Raw genomic sequence first — 16,510 nt, 5'->3', positions numbered from 1 at the left:
GCGTCGGGTCGAGGAGGGATTTGGCGAGAGCATACCGGCTGCGGTGATGCACGTCTATAGCGTGGGTCTCACCGTTCCTGGTGAAGTGAGTTTACGAGTCGTAACTCACCTCGAGCAACTCCCGAAAACCCTCACCTCAAGCATTTCGCGCCAGGTTCGGGGCATCCTTGCAGGTCGCGGCGTCCGGAAATCCGGACCAATTTCGGACCTGCCTCGAACGAGATGCGTTCGATCCCGAATCTCCTCACCTTAAAAAAATCTCGTGAATTTTGGCTGCACCCACGTTGCGTGAGGGGTCAACTCGCGTCGGGTCAGCGCAGCGAAAATTTTATGCTGTGTTCTCGAGCGGGAGGGCAGGGGAGAACTGGGTACCCATCCAATGGCAGCCCCAGAGTCGGCGATGCGCCCGGCTTCGTCACGAGCGGCGCCAGTGGCCGGGGCCCGTTGTCTCATATCGCCCGAAGCGGCCTGGACGGCATACGCCCCACGCCCGCCAGCCCCCGCCTGAGGTTCCACGCCGCATTGGCGCCGTCGGAGCGGCCTCCCAAGCTGGCATCCACCCAATCATCCGGCGCACCCATGCTGCTCCGAATGGAGACACGCAGCGTACGGCTGCATGGCTTCGCCGCATAGACCGACGGTAGCGCAGAGGACCCCGGCGGCACATACCGCGGTATGCCTACATCGAGCGGAGGGCGACTAAATGCCAGGCAAGCGTCTCAACTTACGATGCTTGCGAGTCAACGCACGACAAACTCACCCGAAAAAGCTCACCTTTCAGCCTATTCAGCGCTTGAGTTGACGCGGCCTTCGAGCCTGGTAGCCCAAAAAACTACCGATAAATACTCCCGAAAAGCCTCACCACTGAGTGCGACTCGGGCTTGCGCATAGCATGGCAAGTACCTCCCGAAAAACCTCACCCTTGCCACGCGACGATAAATTTCTCCATGCATTCATACACTTATCAAATCACCTTGGTCGACAACGCAGTCATCTACTCCCGAATTTCCTCACCTTCCGCAGTTTTTTCATGGATCCAGCGATTCCTGAGCGCGGTCCCAAAGGTCCCGAAAAACCTCACCATTCGAATTCCGCAGCAGCTAAACCAGACTGCGTCCGACAGCGCCTGCAGGGCAATTCCGGCGGGCAATGACGATTTTGGTCCCGTATTTCCTCACCTTAACGATCGCCAGCACCTAAAAGTCCTCCCGAAAAGCCTCACCTTTGGCCAAAAATAGGCCAATTATTGACACGCGGATCGCCCCGCCCCTCATCTCCCGAATTCGCTCACCTTTGTCAAAAGGTCACCGTCAATTTCGATAACGGCATCGGCCGGATTTCGCCCAAAACGCGGCACGCCTCCCGCAAACACTCACCTTAGCGGGCTGAGTGCCTAGATTTAAGGCAAAAACGGCACCTTGTTCCCGTAAAATCTCACCTGCGGTTCGCGTTCAGTCCCGTCTTGACTCACCAATGGGGTTTGGAAGGTTAAAATAAGGCCAAAAAATAGGGTCCAGAGCGGTCCCGAAATCGCTCACCTCCAGCAGGGCAGTGCTCTAAACGCACTTTCGAGCGCTGCCGGGCGATCTGCGCCCGTCAGGTCCCGCAAAACCTCACCTTTGGCTAAGCCTCACCTTTGCAGCGGCTCCTGAACCCGCTCACGTTCTGTCCCGGACCCACTCACCGACGTCCCCGAACCCCATCACTCAACACTCCCGCAGGACCTCACCACCTCTCCCGCAAAGCTTCACCTTACCGGGCTGGAAGCCTTGCCAGGTAAGGCTCGGCGGTGGCGTTAACGTTTTTAACATGGGTTCAAGGGTGTTTACTTTTATTACTCTCTAGAATTTCCCCGCGTGTCCTTCGGACAAGACCCTTCCCACCACCTAGCCATCATCGAGCGTCCGTGAAACAGTGCGCGATCATTGAACAAGACCTAAAACTTCTTTCTTTACAATAGCTTATTGGCTATTCTTCGTTTTGTTTCACGGAAAAAGAAGCACTGCTCCGATCCATCGATCTACTTGTACCGATAAACCCGCCTAATTCATCAAACCTTAACCGATACACATAAATACGTAGCAAACAATACGTAAATTGTTATGATTCATCCAATTCGAGCAACATCGAGGTGTAAATGAATCTGGACGAAGAACGTCAAGCCATACGTGACGAGCTTGAATCGATGCGAGCGAACGGCGCGCGACGCCAAGAACTATCGCTCCATGCCTGCAAACGGCTTTTTTTTGATCTTGGAATCCGTCCGTCGATGGCCGCCGTTCGTGACCTGACCCAAACAGGTAGCGCGAGCGATATTCCAAAGGACATTGACAGCTTCTGGGAACGCATCAGAAATGTGTCGCGAGTAAAAGTCGGCGCCGGTGCTATTCCAAAAGCACTGGAAGACCGGGCCGGTGAACTATTGGGAGCACTCTTCGAAGAAGCCGTCGTGCATGCCCGTTCAACGCTCGACGGGGAGCGCGAGGAAATTCGCGCGCAGATCGCCGCCGCCGACCAGCGCACACGAGAAGCGGAAATCCGGCGGGACGCGTCGGAAGAAGCCGTCAAACGCAGCGAACTGCGCGCGGAAGTCGCGTGGGAGCGGATTCGCGCGCTCGAAGCCGAGTTATCCAGTGTCACCACACATGGCACTGCCCATCAGGAAGGCTTACAGGCAGCGGTGCAGCGACTCGACCGTGAAAACGAAGCACTTCGCCAGCGCCTCTACACCGAGCAGTCGACCAATGCCATGCTTCGCGACCGGATCGACGCGTTGCATGTCGAATTGCGCCAGAGCACGGAACACTATGCGCAACAGATCAAAGACGCGGTCGCCGAGGCTGAGCGGCGCGTCAAGCCAATGTTGGTCGAACTGGATTCCTTGCGCAGCATGGCCAGCACCTATCAGTCAGGGGTACGCGACGCGAGTCGCAAGGAGTTCGATTTCATTCAGCAAATTGCCTCGGCCAAGGCGCGCGGCGATCGGCTGGACGCGCAATTGCGCGAGCAGTCCGACGAACTCGATGTTTTGACGAAGGAAGTCGCCGAGTTGCGCAGCCAGCAAGGTATCGATCCGGCGGTCGCGAGGCTGCTGTGCACGCTGGTCGAAGCCGGCCGGCTGACGAGCGACGAGCTGGTGGTGATCGGCACCGCGGCCGACGGTCATGTCACGCTGCCGCTGCGATGTCCGAAATGCGAAGAAGGTGAGCCCGAGCTATCGCAGGTGGATCACCGCTTTGAATTGCAGTGTCCGGAATGCGACCACTCGTCGGGACCCGGCGAGTCGCGCCTCGCGGCGGTCAGCCGGTTTTTGTCGAAAGGATCGATTTCCGCGTCGGCATGATGGTTCGACGCGGTCGCAATAGCGGATAAATTGCCAAAGGTGAGGAAATTCGGGACCTCGAAAGTGAGGATTTTCAGGACTCGCCCGGTCCCGCTTTCTTCGTCAAACGCCCGTCACGCCTAGGCACTGGCAATGGCGGGGCGGCCGGATCCGGTTCGTCGACGACCGGCGAATCCTGCTGGTCCGCCCATGTCTGCCACGCTCGATACAAACGATTCGCGGATACCGCCTGGACAAATCCCAGCCATTGTCCGACCAGCTCAGCCTCAACCCCGCTTTCGAACAGATCGGCGGCGAAAGTATTGCGCAATGTTTGTGGACTTGCGCGTGATGCCCTGGACGCGGCAATTCCGGCGGTGTCGATTAGCGCGTCGACTGCTCGTAACATGGTCGCCTTATGCATCGGGCGTCCCGAAGGCGAAGCGGGAAAGACAAGGTTGCCGGCCAGTTCGGAAAGCCGCCGCTCGGCAAGCCATGCATCGAGGATCGCCACCGCGAACGGCGCAAGCCGGGTCCGGCGTGTCAGCATCGGATTGGCCGACTCGATCGTCACCCAGGGGGAGCCCACGCTCACGCAACTAACCGTTAGCGCTGCTGCTTCGCCCGTTTTCAATCCGCCGCCGAGAAATACCGCAATCAACCCGCGATCGCGCCGCTCTCTCCAGCGTTGCGCGGCGGACAAAGCCGTCAAAGGCGAAAACAGGTGAGCGATCAGCGCGGCACGTTCAGGATGGCTGAGAAAACCGGTTGGCTCGTTATCGCGCGCGTTTCGCCACGCGGCTTCACCGTCTTGAGCAATGAAGCGTGCTGGATTGGTGGAAGCCGATTCGATCTCGCGAACATGATCCAGCACGCGTTCAATCAGGCGCAAATATCGGACACGCTGCGTCTTTTTAATCGCCAGGCCGGCGACGAATTCGGCAATCGTCTGCGCGTCGACTGTAACGAGACTCTTGTGGCGAAGCGCAAGCCAATCGAGGAACGATCCCCACTGCGCTTGATAGACCTCGGCGGAGGAACGCCTGAAATGCTGCTTGGCGAGCCACGCGTCGAACGCGATTTGCGGGTCGCGGCGCCAGTCTTCGCGTTCCTGATCGAAAAGATCAGTAGACGGCGCTGGACGTTCGATCGGGTCGGACAGATGGGGAGGAGACATAGACTATTTTCCCGTTAGTTGCGCATATTGTGGGTCGCAACCGCTGAAAATACAGCTCAGCCGCCCCACGCCCGCGCCCGTTTGGGCGACAAACCATCGGGAACGGCTTGCGCGGCACGCCGTGACGCCTCTTCATAGGCCGATACCGCAAACGCGAACACTGCTGGCAACGCGGTCGAGGTGCCGAAATCCACCGCCTCGTCCGTTTCAGGGTAAGGCAAGTCGGACGGCCGTTGAAACAAGCCCAGCATCAGCGCGTCGTGACGGCTGGCAAACCCGAGATCCGCCAAGGCCTCGGCTTCGATTGCGTGCAGCAACCGCCACGTAAGCGGCACCTGCTGCACGATATAGCGCGCGGCGATATTGCGCACGATGTGTTCGAGGTCGCGCGCCGCGGTTTGAAAGCGCAGCGCGGCCAGATCATGGTCGGCATGGTCGGTCGTCAGATCGTTCATTATCGGCTCCAGTCGATACCCTGTACTGTACAAATATACAGTGTCTCGCGCAACCTCGGCCGAACAGCCAATTCCGTCAACGGCTAGCAATGGTGCGCCCGGCGCTCAGCCGTGGATCACCACCAGCAGCGCTTTCGCCTCACCTTTGCCGGCGTTGCGAATCGCGTGCGGCTCGTCGGCGACGTAGCGCGCCGTGTCCGCTGCCTTCAGCCGTTTCGTCGCGCCGGCCGCCTCGATTTCGATCGATCCTTGCAGAACGGTCAGATGCTCGCGCGTGCCGGGTTCGTGCGCGTTCGACACCAGCGCCCCACCCGCCTGCAACGTTAGTTCGTACCACTCGAACTTGCCGGCCAACTCGATCGGCCCCCACACGCGCAGCTGATACTTTGCGTCGTGTCCGCTCAAGGTCGGAATCTCATGCGGACCGGACACGGAGATCGCCTCCAGTGCTTTTTGCGGCGCGAACAGCGAATCGAGACTGACGCCGAGCGCGTTCGTCAGACGCCAGGCCACCGCAATCGTCGGATTCGCCTTGTCGCGCTCGATTTCCGATAGCATGGATTTCGACACGCCGGCCGCGCGCGACAAGTCGTCGAGCGTCATGCGCCGTTCGGCGCGCAAGCGCTGAATCTGCTCGCCGACGCGAGGCGGCGCCGCGATCGCCGGGACCGAGGTCGAGCCTGAAGTGGGTGTCGCGCTGGGTGCGGCCTTGACTGTGGCGCGGCGGGTCCCCGAACTTGCCATTTACGGACCTATCGTTTAGAGTTGTTCGATATACCGGATTTTAGTTCGGAAAAACGAAAATATCCGATAAAACTGACGGCTGACTATAACAGGCCGCCTCGTGGCCGCAAATGCCGAACATGCTGGCCGCGGGTGCCGGCACCCTTTCAGGAGCCTGCTTCATGCGTGACCTTTACCTCGCCCATCTGCGCGGCACCCTCGAGCAGATCCGAGCCGACGGTTTTTACAAGAGTGAGCGCGTGATCGCGAGCCCGCAGTCGGCCGACGTCCGTCTCGCGAATGGCGCCGACGTGCTGAATTTCTGCGCGAACAACTATCTCGGCCTCGCCAATGACGAACGCCTGATCGAGGCCGCCAAGCAAGGGCTGGACAAAGACGGTTTCGGCATGGCGTCGGTGCGCTTTATTTGTGGCACGCAGACCGTGCACAAGGAACTCGAAAAAGCGCTCGCCGCCTTCCTGCAAACTGACGACTGCATCCTCTACTCGAGTTGTTTCGATGCGAACGGCGGCCTGTTCGAAACGCTGCTCGACGAATCCGACGCGATCATCAGCGACGAGCTGAATCACGCCAGCATCATCGACGGCGTGCGGCTGTCCAAGGCGAAGCGCTTTCGCTACAGGAACAACGACCTCGCCGATCTCGAAGCAAAACTGAAAGAAGCCGACGCGGCTGGCGCGCGCTTCAAACTGATCGCCACCGACGGCGTGTTCTCGATGGACGGCATCATCGCCGACCTCGCGGGTATCTGCGATCTCGCCGACCGTTACGGCGCGCTGGTGATGGTCGACGACTCGCACGCGGTCGGCTTTGTCGGCGAACATGGGCGCGGCACGCCGGAACATTGTGGCGTGCTGTCGCGCGTCGACATCGTTACCGGCACGCTCGGCAAGGCGCTGGGCGGCGCATCGGGCGGTTATGTCGCCGCGCGCCAGGAGGTTATCGATTTGCTGCGCCAACGCTCGCGTCCTTATCTGTTCTCGAACACGCTGACGCCGAGCATTGCCGCCGCATCGCTAAAAGTACTCGAACTGCTGGCGAGCGACGAAGGCGCGCAACTGCGCGCACGTGTGCGTGAAAACGGCGCGCACTTCCGCCGCGCGATGAGCGCGCTCGGCTTCACGCTCGTGCCGGGCGAACATCCGATCATTCCGGTCATGCTCGGCGACGCGCAACTCGCGTCGAACATGGCCGACGCATTGTTGAAGGAAGGCGTCTACGTGATCGGCTTTTCGTTCCCGGTGGTGCCGAAAGGCCGCGCGCGCATCCGCACGCAGATGAGCGCCGCGCACACGCCCGAACAGATCGACCGCGCCGTGGATGCATTCGCGCGCGTCGGCCGTCAACTCGGCATTATCTGAAGCGGAGGCGCATATGAAAGCATTGGCAAAACTCGAACGCGCACCGGGCCTCACGCTCACGGACGTCAAGAAACCCGAAGTCGGCCACAATGACGTGATGATCCGCATTACGCGCACCGCGATTTGCGGCACCGACATCCACATCTGGAAATGGGACGACTGGGCGCAAAAGACGATTCCGGTACCGATGCATGTCGGCCACGAATACGTCGGCGAGATCGTCGAAATGGGCCAGGAAGTGCGCGGCTTTGCAATCGGCGATCGCGTGTCGGGCGAAGGGCATATCACCTGCGGCTTCTGTCGCAACTGTCGCGCGGGGCGCCGGCATCTATGCCGCAACACGGTGGGTGTAGGCGTGAATCGGGAAGGCGCGTTCGCCGAGTATCTGGTGATTCCCGCCTTCAACGCGTTCAAGATTCCGCCGGAGATTTCCGACGATCTCGCCGCGATCTTCGACCCGTTCGGCAACGCCACGCATACCGCACTGTCGTTCAACCTGGTCGGCGAAGACGTGTTGATTACCGGCGCCGGGCCGATCGGCATCATGGCAGTCGCGATTGCAAAACACGTGGGCGCGCGCAACGTCGTGATTACCGACGTCAACGACTACCGGCTCGAACTCGCACGCAAAATGGGCGCAACACGTGCGGTGAACGTATCGCGCGAAACGCTGCGCGACGTGATGGCCGATTTGCACATGACTGAAGGTTTCGATGTAGGGCTGGAAATGTCCGGCGTGCCAAGTGCTTTCACCAGCATGCTCGAAGCGATGAACCACGGCGGCAAGATCGCGCTGCTCGGCATTCCGCCGGCGCAAACCGCGATCGACTGGACCCAGGTGATCTTCAAGGGCCTCGAAATCAAGGGCATCTATGGCCGCGAGATGTTCGAAACCTGGTACAAGATGGTGGCGATGCTGCAAAGCGGCCTGGATCTGTCGCCGATCCTCACCCACCATTTCAAGGTCGACGATTATCAACAGGCGTTCGCCACGATGCTGTCGGGCGAAAGCGGCAAGGTGATTCTCGACTGGACCGCCGCGTGATCTGAACAACGACGCGCCAAACCGCAGCACTCCGAATAAAATGCCCGCAGCGCGCTTAAGCGCCTGCGGGCGTTTTAACGAACTCGGCCTGAATGCGCACATGGATATCGTCGCCGACGGCCGGATACCACGTCGACAGACCGAACTTCGCGCGGCTGAGATGACCGTCCGCGGAAAAACCGAGCGTATCTTTTTTCGTGAGCGGATCGGGTGCGAAGCCGTTAAAGGTCACCGCCAGCGTGACCGGTTGCGTGACGTCGCGAATCGTCAGATCGCCAGTCAACGTTCCGCGCGATTCGCCTGTGCGCTCAAAGCGCGTGCTGACAAAACGCAACTGCGGATAGCGCGACACGTCGAGCATGCTTTCGCTTTTCACCATCTTGTCGAGTATCGGCACATTCGTATCGATGCTCGCCGCGTCGATCGTCACGGCTACGGTACTTTTATCCAGACCGCCTTCGTTCCAGTCGAGTTGCGCCTGCTTGCGATCGAAGCGCATCGTGAAGCGCGAATACTTGAAGTGATCGACATCGAAGGTAATGCTGCAATGGTCCGGATCGAGTTCGTAGTGGCCCACCGGCACCCGCGCCTCGTTCTGGCTGACCGAATGCGTGAGTACTTGCAGCGGCGTGCAGGCCGTCGACGTCAGCAGTGCCGCGCTGAGCAACGCGCGCATGAACGTTGCGCGGACAGTAGATGTGCTCATGAAGTTCGTCCCGGTTGACCGATCGTCATCACGATAGCAGCTAGCGTACTCAATCCGCAAAAGCACGCGAAAACTTGACAGAGGAGAATGATCGTTCTACCATCCGTGCATGGCTACGCAAACTGAAACTGAATCTCTCGCGCCGGGCAGTGCGCGCGAACGGCTGCTCGATGCCGCTGAAGCATTGATTTACGCCGGCGGCATCCATGCAACCGGCGTGGATGCCATCGTCAAGCAGTCCGGCACCGCGCGCAAAAGCTTCTACACGCATTTCGAATCGAAAGATGCGCTGGTGGCCGCCGCGCTTGAACGGCGCGATGAACGCTGGATGAACTGGTTCGTTGCGGGCACGCAGCGGCATGGCAAGACCGCGCGCAAACGCCTGCTCGGTATGTTCGAGGTGCTGCGCGAATGGTTTGCGTCGGAGGATTTTCACGGCTGTGCGTTTCTGAACGCGGCCGGCGAGATTGGCTTCGCGGACGATCCGATTCGACTCGTCGCGCGCGAGCACAAGGAACGCTTGCTGACCTTCGTGCGAACACAGTTCGATGAATACGCGGTGGAGTCCGGCATGGATGGCCGCCGCGCCGCGCGTTTGTCGCGCCAATGGTTGATCCTGCTCGACGGCGCAATCGCCGTCGCGCTAGTGAGCGGCGAGCCCGACGCCGCGCTCGATGCGCGCGCCGCAGCCGAAGCACTGCTCGACACCGAATCCGCGGGCAAATCCGCACACAACCGGCCGCCATCCCGGCGGACCGCAACCTGACTGAGGAGCCATCATGGCCGACCCGATCGAAACCCGCCCACCGCTGCCACCGTTCACGCGCGAAACCGCGATCCAGAAAGTGCGCGCCGCGGAAGACGGCTGGAATACCCGCGACCCCGAGCGCGTGTCGCTCGCCTACACGCCGGACAGCGTGTGGCGCAACCGCGCCGAGTTCACGCATGGCCGCGCGGAGATCGTCGGACTGTTGCGCCGTAAATGGGCCAAGGAACTCGACTATCGGCTGATCAAGGAGCTATGGGCGTTCACCGATAACCGCATCGCAGTGCGCTTTGCGTACGAATGGCATGACGATTCGAACAACTGGTTCCGTTCGTATGGCAATGAAAACTGGGAATTCGACGAGCATGGGTTGATGGCGCACCGTCATGCGAGCATCAACGATATGCCGATCCGTGAAGCCGACCGTTTGTATCACTGGCCGCTGGGCCGCCGTCCCGACGATCATCCGGGCCTCTCCGATCTCGGGCTCTAAACCCTCGAGGTGAACGCCCGCCGTGCGTTCACCGCTCTGCCTCGGTTCTCCGTTATTGTTGTGCCTGCGCCGCGGGGCACGTCCTGTGCCCGAGCGCCCGAGCGTGCCCGCCACATCGCGTGTGCGGGTTGAAGTACAGTGCGCGACGGACGGCAAGCAGGAATACCCAAAACGTGAATGACACCGGCGCTCGACCGGTGACGGAGAGGACATGCATTTTCGGCAGATAAAAAGAAATATTCGACGCACCGCCGTGGCGCTTATCGCGAGCCTCGCCGCGGCGTCCGCGGCGCATGCGAGCGACTGGTGCAAGGGCGGCATATGGGGTGACATGATGCTCGGCTCGTATCACATCAACCCCGACCCCAACACCCATTTCGAACAGTTCAATCCAGGCCTGGGCGTCGAATGCTGGCTCAACAACCAATGGGCGCTGACCGCCGGCGGCTTTCGCAACTCGCTGCGGCGGCCTTCGTACTACGGTGGCGGGGTCTGGTCGCCTGACTTTGCGCACTGGGGCATCGTCCGGATCGCGGCGATCGGCGGGATCATCTCGGGCTACAACTACGGCAACTGGGGCCTGGGTCGCGACCATACGATCGGGCCCGTGGTTGCGCCGATCGTGATGGTTGAATACAAGCGCGTCGGGGCAAACTTCATTGTGATTCCGCCGATTCCTTCGGACAATCTTCCTTTCACGATCGGGTTTCAGGTGAAGGTGAAGTTCTAGGCGCTGAGCCGGAATTTCCTATAACTTCGTCTGGGAAAAAGCCTAAGAATTCGGCCGATTCTGTTTCCCACGCTGACCTCTCCGACGCGACTGCATCGACAGAACGTAACGCGTCGACGGTCGCGCTTCGATTTGATACAAATTGCCATGACTGTGGCCGTACTGGCGCGATGGTCGTTTGCGCCGATTCCAGGGCGCTCAACAGAGCGGATGCGTCCGGCGTGTAGACAACGAAGCCTTCATTGCTCAGCGCAACGCTGGCGATTCCGAGTGCCTCGCAAGCAGCGGCTTTTGCTTCAACGTCGGCAGCATCTGTGTTGCGCGACTCCGCGATCAACGCTGCGATTTGCGCATCGACGATTTTTCCTTGCCTAAGTAGCGGTGTGGTGGCCTGCGTCCACGCTTCGGGCGGACACGCTTTCTGCTCCGGGTTCAAGGGAATGAATGGGTTAATCTCCGCCGGATAGATACGGCACACCAGCGGCCGGCTTTCGTATACGCCACACCGCATATCTTCCTCGAGGTTCGGACACGGACCATCAAACGCGGCGACGATCACCGCCACGACCCGTATAGGTAGAGAGCCGCTCGAGGCCGGAAACGAGCGTCGGCGTTTGTGCGCCGCTATCAAGTTATCTTCTGGTGGCTCCTCGGGCCATGGGATAGCCTCGAGAAATAGCTGAGTTTGGTGACCTCGCCCCAGCCAGGTGATGGCTTCAGCCACCGTCAACGGTAACCGAAGGTTGTGACAACACTTGCCGCACATTGTGCAGTCGAAGTCGATATCCATTCGTCAAGCTCCTCTGCCCTTTGGGCCATCCAATTGCGCCCGCCTTTGTATTGATAGCCTGGAAACGAACGAGCTATCGCGATAAGACAGGGCGTTGGACTTAGTCGGAGCATAGGCGCAATTCTTACAGGGGCGCGGACAAAAATTTTCTTGGCGGTGGATAACGCGTTAGCGCAAGGGGGATGGTGAGGAATTCCAGGAGATGGTGCCGAATCGGCGAGAGGTGAGCCGTTCCAGGATGGTGAGGAATTCCAGGAGATGGCGTGGTATCTGTGAGAGGTGAGTCGTTCCAGGCGCTAAACGGCACCCTTGAAGGGCGAAAAGACACGTCAAGGTGAGGCGTTCCAGGAGGTGACCCGCAAAGGTGAGCCATTCCAGGAGGGGAGGAAGATCCACCGTAAGCGCGACGACGCAATAAGGTGAGGATTTCCAGGAAGTCCACCTCATACCCGCCGACGGTGACGCATCGAGCGTTCGAAACCTCACCTTGAAGCGAAGCAACGCAATTCAGGGGCGAAACCGTCGATCTCCTTACTTCCTCTTCCATATATAAACAAAGCGTGAACGCTTCACCTTGCGCCACGTGACGCCGTGAAGCCCGCGTGGGCTGCATTCCGCGGGCACACGGACGGCAGGCCGGCATCACACGAGAGGGCCGACTTTACCGTGGTTGTAACGGCTTCGTAAAACATGATCCTTCGCCGATTGATAAGTTGCGGATGACACGTGGCGTCGCCACCCGAGCGGCGACGCCACGTGACCATTGATCCATCGAAGGAGAAGGCATGAAAAAGCTGTTGGCAATCGCGGCGTTGGCCGCCCTGAGCGCAACCTTGAGCGGATGCTGGTGGGGGCCGCCTCCGGGTTGGGGCGGTGGCGGCCCGGGTGGAGGCGGGCCTGGTGGCGGTGGCCCCGGCGGTGGCGACGGGCCGCATGGCGCGATCGTCGTTCCTGGAAACGCCGCCCAGGGCTAACCAGGAAACGTAAGCGACACGACGAAACCGCCATCGGTTGCGTTACCGGCATGAAAAACGCCGTCGTTATAGCGCACGAGGCGGCGCACGATCGCGAGGCCCAGTCCGCAGTGAGCATCGCCGCTACGCGCTTCATCGAGCCGCACGAACGGCTGCAGCGCGCGCTCGAGTTGATCGCTGGGAATGCCGCCGCCGTGATCGCGGACCTCGAGCGTGTATTGACCGTTGCGTCGGGACGTCGAGATTTCCACAGGCGGTTCGCCGTAGGTGAGTGCGTTCTCGATCAGATTGGAGAGAATCCGGTCGAGATCGACGAGCGGCAGGCCAAAGCCGTCGCCGGCCTGCAGATCGAGGCGCACGAGCGCGTCGTCCGCGAGACTGTCGCCGTAATGCCGGCGACAGTGACCGTCGACACTCGTGCTTGGCGATGTATCGGCTGTCTCACGGGCAAAGTCGAGAAACTGCGTGACGATGCGCGACAACGATTCCGCATCGCGCAGAAAACCGCGGCGGTTCGCTTCGTCGGGTAGCAGGTCCGCACGCACCTGCATCCGCGTAATTGGCGCACGCAGATCGTGCGCCACGCCGGCCAGCATCACCGCGCGCTCCCGCTCGGCTCGCGCGAGGTCATGCACCATCTGGTTGAAGTCGCCGATCAGTTGCTTCACCTCGCGTGGGCCGCTCGCCTGCACCACTGGCGCGCGATGGCCGACCCGGAATTCGCGTGCCGCGTACGCCAGCCGGTGCAGTGGCCTTTGCAAGTACCACGCGCCGAGCAATGCGACGATGACCGCCAGCACCAGCATCGTCGCCGATGCGCCTAAAAAGCGGCGTATCGGCAGCATCGAGTTTTGCATTTTGAGCCAATCCGGATTGCCCGCATAACGTACCCAGACCGTGCCGCTCTCGCCGTCGGCCACGACCTGGCTACCTGCGGGAAGCCGGCTGCGCAAGGTACGCTCGAACGGGCCAAAGGTGTTCTGGCAAGGCGCGGGACAGCCAGACTGGATCGCGTCGCGCGCACCCACATAGGACACGCCGAGCGTCCCCGTGACGTGGGATGCGGCAAGCGCGCCGTCGCGTTCAGCCTGTACCGCGAGAAACACAGCGCGTTGGGCGTGATCGGCGTCGATCTGGCCGCGTTCGCGGTCCACGAGGAACAATGCGGTGAGGTGCACCAGCACGATCAGGCTCACCGTCATGAGCGAGAGCCGGCCGAACAGCGTATTAAACGGATTCTTCATCGTCACCACCGCCGGGCACGAACATGTAGCCGATGCCGCGTATTGTCTGGATCCGGCGCGGGTTGGCCGGATCGTCTTCGAGCAGCCGGCGCAGGCGCCACACCGGCACATCGATACCGCGTTCGGTCACGTCCGCGTGCGGGCCGTGCAGCAGATCGACGAGCTTCGAGCGCGACAGCGTTTCCATGGGATGCTGGGCGAGCACTTCGAGCAGCGCATATTCGCTGCCGGTCAGTTTGAGCGGCTCGTCATCGCGAAACAGTGTGCGGGTCGAGAAATCGAGCCGGAAGCGGCCGAAGCGCAGTGCTTCGTGCCGTTCGACCGGTGCCGCCGCCGACGGTTGAGCATGACGGCGCAGCACCGCATGAATGCGCGCGAGCAGTTCCTGCGGCATGAACGGTTTGCCGAGATAATCGTCGGCGCCGAGTTCCAGACCGATCACGCGGTCCACGCCGTCTGCGCGCGCGGTCAGCATGATGACGGGAATCGTGTCGCCGCTCGCGCGCAATTGCCTGAGCGCGCTGAGTCCGTCGACGCCCGGCATCATCAGATCGAGCACGATGATCGAGGGCCGCTCGCGTTCCAGGCGTCGCGCGAGGTGATTCGCGTCGTGCAACACGGACATCTCGATGCCGCGTTGCTGAAAGAATGTTCTGAGCAGGTCACGCAAGTCGGCGTCGTCGTCGACCAGTAAAACCTGGATGGGCGTGTCGGACATGGCTGGACCTGATCGAGGAGGATAGTTGACGGACAGCGCGGCCGAAGGCGGATAGGTATAGCGCCCGCCACGCCCGTCGCACACCGGAATATAACGAATCGCGTGGCGGTGGCGGTTTCGGGTCCTTATCGGCGCTTACAGTTTATTACGGCCGGCGGCGCCGTTCAGATAGTGTTCAAAGGGGGCAACGCGTTCACTGCGCGCGATCTACTTCGATCAGATGCAGGCGGATCACGAACAGGTGGCGTGGTCGCAGCGCAATTACACGCTTGCTCAGGCGCGCTACAAGGCGGGGACGGATAGCTTCCTCACGTTCCTCAATGCGCAGCGCACCCTCTGTACTGCGCAGCAGCAGCTCGAGCCAATCCCGTGGCCTTGCACAAGGTGCTGGATGGTGGATGGGAGTGAGGTCAAATGCCGAAAGGTGAGAACATTCGGGAGCGCGCGTGGTGAGAATAATGCTACCAGTCGACGCACTTCAAACTCAAAGGTGAGGATATTCGGGATGACGCCCAACGTGTTCGGCGACGAGATCAAGGCGGCGCTCGCCCCGCACGCCGATGCCCAGCGCGCGCTCGCGATGCGCGCTTACATGCGGAACCACTTCGAGTTCATCGGCGTGCCGACGCCGCTGCGGCGGCAAGCGATATTGCCGGTCTTCAAGCGGTTGCCGGTCGAGAGCGTGGAGCACCTCCTGGCATGCGCGTACGTCTTATGGTCCATGCCGCAACGCGAGTACCAATACGCCGCCATCGACCTGTTGGCGCGCAAGTGGAAGACCCTCGGCCTCGCGGACATCGAGCATTTGCTGTCGATAGCTCAACGCAGTGCATGGTGGGATTCGGTCGATCCGCTGGCTGGCGTGGTTGGCGACATCGTGAAAGCGGCGCGCGCGCAGACGCCGCACGCGCAGGTCTGCATGGATGCGGCGCTCGAACATGAGTCACTGTGGGTTCGGCGGATCGCGATGATTCATCAACTCGGCTGGCGCGAGCATACCGATGAGGAGCGGCTATTTGGCTACGCCCGTTCGCTGGCTGCGGAAACTGACTTTTTCATTCGCAAGGCCATCGGTTGGGCTTTGCGTGACTACGCGTGGCATGCGCCTCACGCAGTGAGCGACTTTCTGTCTGCCGCGCGAGACGTTATCTCGCCGCTCACATTGCGGGAGGCCGCGAAGCATCTTCCGTCGATCCGCTGACGGTTTGTTTGTCTCGCGTGGCGTGTTATGTCTGTTTGCCTACGGCGTTGGTCTTTGCTTTCTTTTTTTGCCTGCGCGGCGCTTTATGTCTGTGTGCCTACGGCGTTGGCCTTTCCTTGATTTCTTATTGGTCTATTAGCGTCGCCCCTGTGCGGGGCAGGCACTTACTTTCTTTGCCGCCGCAAAGAAAGTAAGCAAAGAAAGCGGCTTCACACCGCTAACTTTGAAGCGGGTCCCCTGGCTTGGAGGAGGCAGTGGAGCATCTGGAATCAGTGCTCCCGCACACTCCACGCTGGTGACAAGGCCGTCATGCTTCCGGCGGCGCTACGCGCGCCGTGGTGGTACTTCACGAAACCGGCGGGTCCGTCGCCCGTAGGGTGCTTCCGGGGCCTGCGGTTGTTCAAGCGTAGTGGCTTGCCTTTGCTGCGCTAGCGTAACGCGCGGCTGCGCTTCGCTCGGCACTTTTCCGTGCCTGCGATGGTTTGCCCTTACGTCCCTAATGCCTCGCTGAGGTGCTAGCGTCTCACCCGGAATGGAGGCGCGCACTTGCACACCTGGGCGCTTCGCCGAGGCGAAGCCGATGGTCCCCACCGAGCAAAAAACCAACCACGGGTTTCCCTTGCAGACCGTTCCGGCGAGCACGTAGTGCGAGGCGGGAAGAATGATGCCGGAAGCGCCTATCTGCGATCGGTGTTGGGAAGTACCGCTGCGGCGCGCGCAGCGCCGCCGGAAGGATGACGGCCTTGTCACCAGCGCGGAGTGTGCGAGAGCACCGATTCCAGAT

At 60.7% G+C, this 16,510-nt stretch carries 15 protein-coding genes; 8 read left to right on the top strand and 7 right to left on the bottom strand.

Annotated features, from left to right (window positions below; genetic code table 11):
* The first annotated feature begins 2,137 nt into the window (after positions 1-2,137).
* Positions 2,138-3,343 carry a DNA-binding protein gene (locus AC3WOG_RS35610; RefSeq protein ID WP_492582393.1) on the top strand — a complete coding sequence of 402 codons (1,206 nt, stop codon included), beginning with the start codon at positions 2,138-2,140 and terminating at the stop codon, positions 3,341-3,343.
* A 73-nt stretch (positions 3,344-3,416) separates the two neighbouring features.
* On the opposite strand, the gene AC3WOG_RS35605 is transcribed toward AC3WOG_RS35610, so the two are convergent.
* From AC3WOG_RS35605 to AC3WOG_RS35595, 3 genes are all read right to left on the bottom strand, one after another.
* A complete protein-coding gene (locus AC3WOG_RS35605; protein ID WP_492582392.1) occupies positions 3,417-4,499 on the bottom strand; it encodes a tyrosine-type recombinase/integrase in 1,083 nt (360 codons plus the stop codon).
* Between the two features lie 56 nt (positions 4,500-4,555).
* The gene (locus AC3WOG_RS35600; RefSeq protein ID WP_492582391.1) at positions 4,556-4,954 is read right to left on the bottom strand and encodes a DUF2471 family protein; all 399 of its coding nucleotides are present in this window, start codon (positions 4,952-4,954) and stop codon (positions 4,556-4,558) included.
* A 105-nt stretch (positions 4,955-5,059) separates the two neighbouring features.
* The gene (locus AC3WOG_RS35595; RefSeq protein WP_492582390.1) at positions 5,060-5,698 is read right to left on the bottom strand and encodes a helix-turn-helix domain-containing protein; all 639 of its coding nucleotides are present in this window, start codon (positions 5,696-5,698) and stop codon (positions 5,060-5,062) included.
* 161 nt (positions 5,699-5,859) lie between these two features.
* Here AC3WOG_RS35595 and AC3WOG_RS35590 point away from each other — a divergent pair, with 161 nt between their 5' ends.
* Positions 5,860-7,059, top strand: a complete 1,200-nt coding sequence (locus AC3WOG_RS35590) for a glycine C-acetyltransferase (protein WP_492582389.1) — start codon at positions 5,860-5,862, stop codon at positions 7,057-7,059.
* A gap of 13 nt (positions 7,060-7,072) precedes the next feature.
* A complete protein-coding gene (tdh, locus tag AC3WOG_RS35585) occupies positions 7,073-8,104 on the top strand; it encodes an L-threonine 3-dehydrogenase (protein WP_492582388.1) in 1,032 nt (343 codons plus the stop codon).
* Between the two features lie 55 nt (positions 8,105-8,159).
* On the opposite strand, the gene AC3WOG_RS35580 is transcribed toward tdh, so the two are convergent.
* A complete protein-coding gene (locus AC3WOG_RS35580) occupies positions 8,160-8,810 on the bottom strand; it encodes a YceI family protein (protein ID WP_492582387.1) in 651 nt (216 codons plus the stop codon).
* Between the two features lie 109 nt (positions 8,811-8,919).
* Here AC3WOG_RS35580 and AC3WOG_RS35575 point away from each other — a divergent pair, with 109 nt between their 5' ends.
* The 3 genes from AC3WOG_RS35575 to AC3WOG_RS35565 all read left to right on the top strand — a co-directional run bounded on the left by AC3WOG_RS35575 (position 8,920) and on the right by AC3WOG_RS35565 (position 10,799).
* On the top strand, positions 8,920-9,576 hold the full coding sequence (locus AC3WOG_RS35575; RefSeq protein WP_492582386.1) for a TetR/AcrR family transcriptional regulator: 657 nt from the start codon (positions 8,920-8,922) through the stop codon (positions 9,574-9,576).
* A gap of 13 nt (positions 9,577-9,589) precedes the next feature.
* The gene (locus tag AC3WOG_RS35570; protein ID WP_492582385.1) at positions 9,590-10,069 is read left to right on the top strand and encodes a nuclear transport factor 2 family protein; all 480 of its coding nucleotides are present in this window, start codon (positions 9,590-9,592) and stop codon (positions 10,067-10,069) included.
* Positions 10,070-10,280: 211 nt separating this feature from the next.
* Entirely contained in the window at positions 10,281-10,799 is a 519-nt protein-coding gene (locus AC3WOG_RS35565; RefSeq protein ID WP_492582384.1) for a hypothetical protein, read from the top strand.
* Here the strand turns inward: AC3WOG_RS35565 and AC3WOG_RS35560 are convergent.
* On the bottom strand, positions 10,765-11,589 hold the full coding sequence (locus AC3WOG_RS35560) for a YkgJ family cysteine cluster protein (protein ID WP_492582383.1): 825 nt from the start codon (positions 11,587-11,589) through the stop codon (positions 10,765-10,767). The two genes, AC3WOG_RS35565 and AC3WOG_RS35560, sit on opposite strands and share 35 nt — an antisense overlap.
* Before the next feature lie 785 nt (positions 11,590-12,374).
* On the opposite strand from AC3WOG_RS35560, the gene AC3WOG_RS35555 reads away from it, so the two are divergent.
* Positions 12,375-12,563 (top strand): hypothetical protein, encoded by a 189-nt coding sequence (locus tag AC3WOG_RS35555; protein ID WP_492582382.1) that lies wholly within the window; start codon positions 12,375-12,377, stop codon positions 12,561-12,563.
* On the opposite strand, the gene AC3WOG_RS35550 is transcribed toward AC3WOG_RS35555, so the two are convergent.
* Positions 12,560-13,807, bottom strand: coding sequence for an ATP-binding protein (locus AC3WOG_RS35550; RefSeq protein WP_492582381.1), 1,248 nt, complete (start codon positions 13,805-13,807; stop codon positions 12,560-12,562). The genes AC3WOG_RS35555 and AC3WOG_RS35550 overlap by 4 nt on opposite strands.
* Entirely contained in the window at positions 13,791-14,525 is a 735-nt protein-coding gene (locus AC3WOG_RS35545) for a response regulator (RefSeq protein ID WP_492582380.1), read from the bottom strand. The genes AC3WOG_RS35550 and AC3WOG_RS35545 overlap by 17 nt, the downstream gene beginning before the upstream one ends.
* Before the next feature lie 241 nt (positions 14,526-14,766).
* On the opposite strand from AC3WOG_RS35545, the gene AC3WOG_RS35540 reads away from it, so the two are divergent.
* Entirely contained in the window at positions 14,767-15,726 is a 960-nt protein-coding gene (locus tag AC3WOG_RS35540; RefSeq protein WP_492582379.1) for a DNA alkylation repair protein, read from the top strand.
* Positions 15,727-16,510 lie beyond the last annotated feature (784 nt).

The sequence above is a fragment of the Paraburkholderia sp. FW306-02-B genome (assembly GCF_058782725.1).
This window is presented reverse-complemented; position numbering and strand designations above follow the sequence as displayed.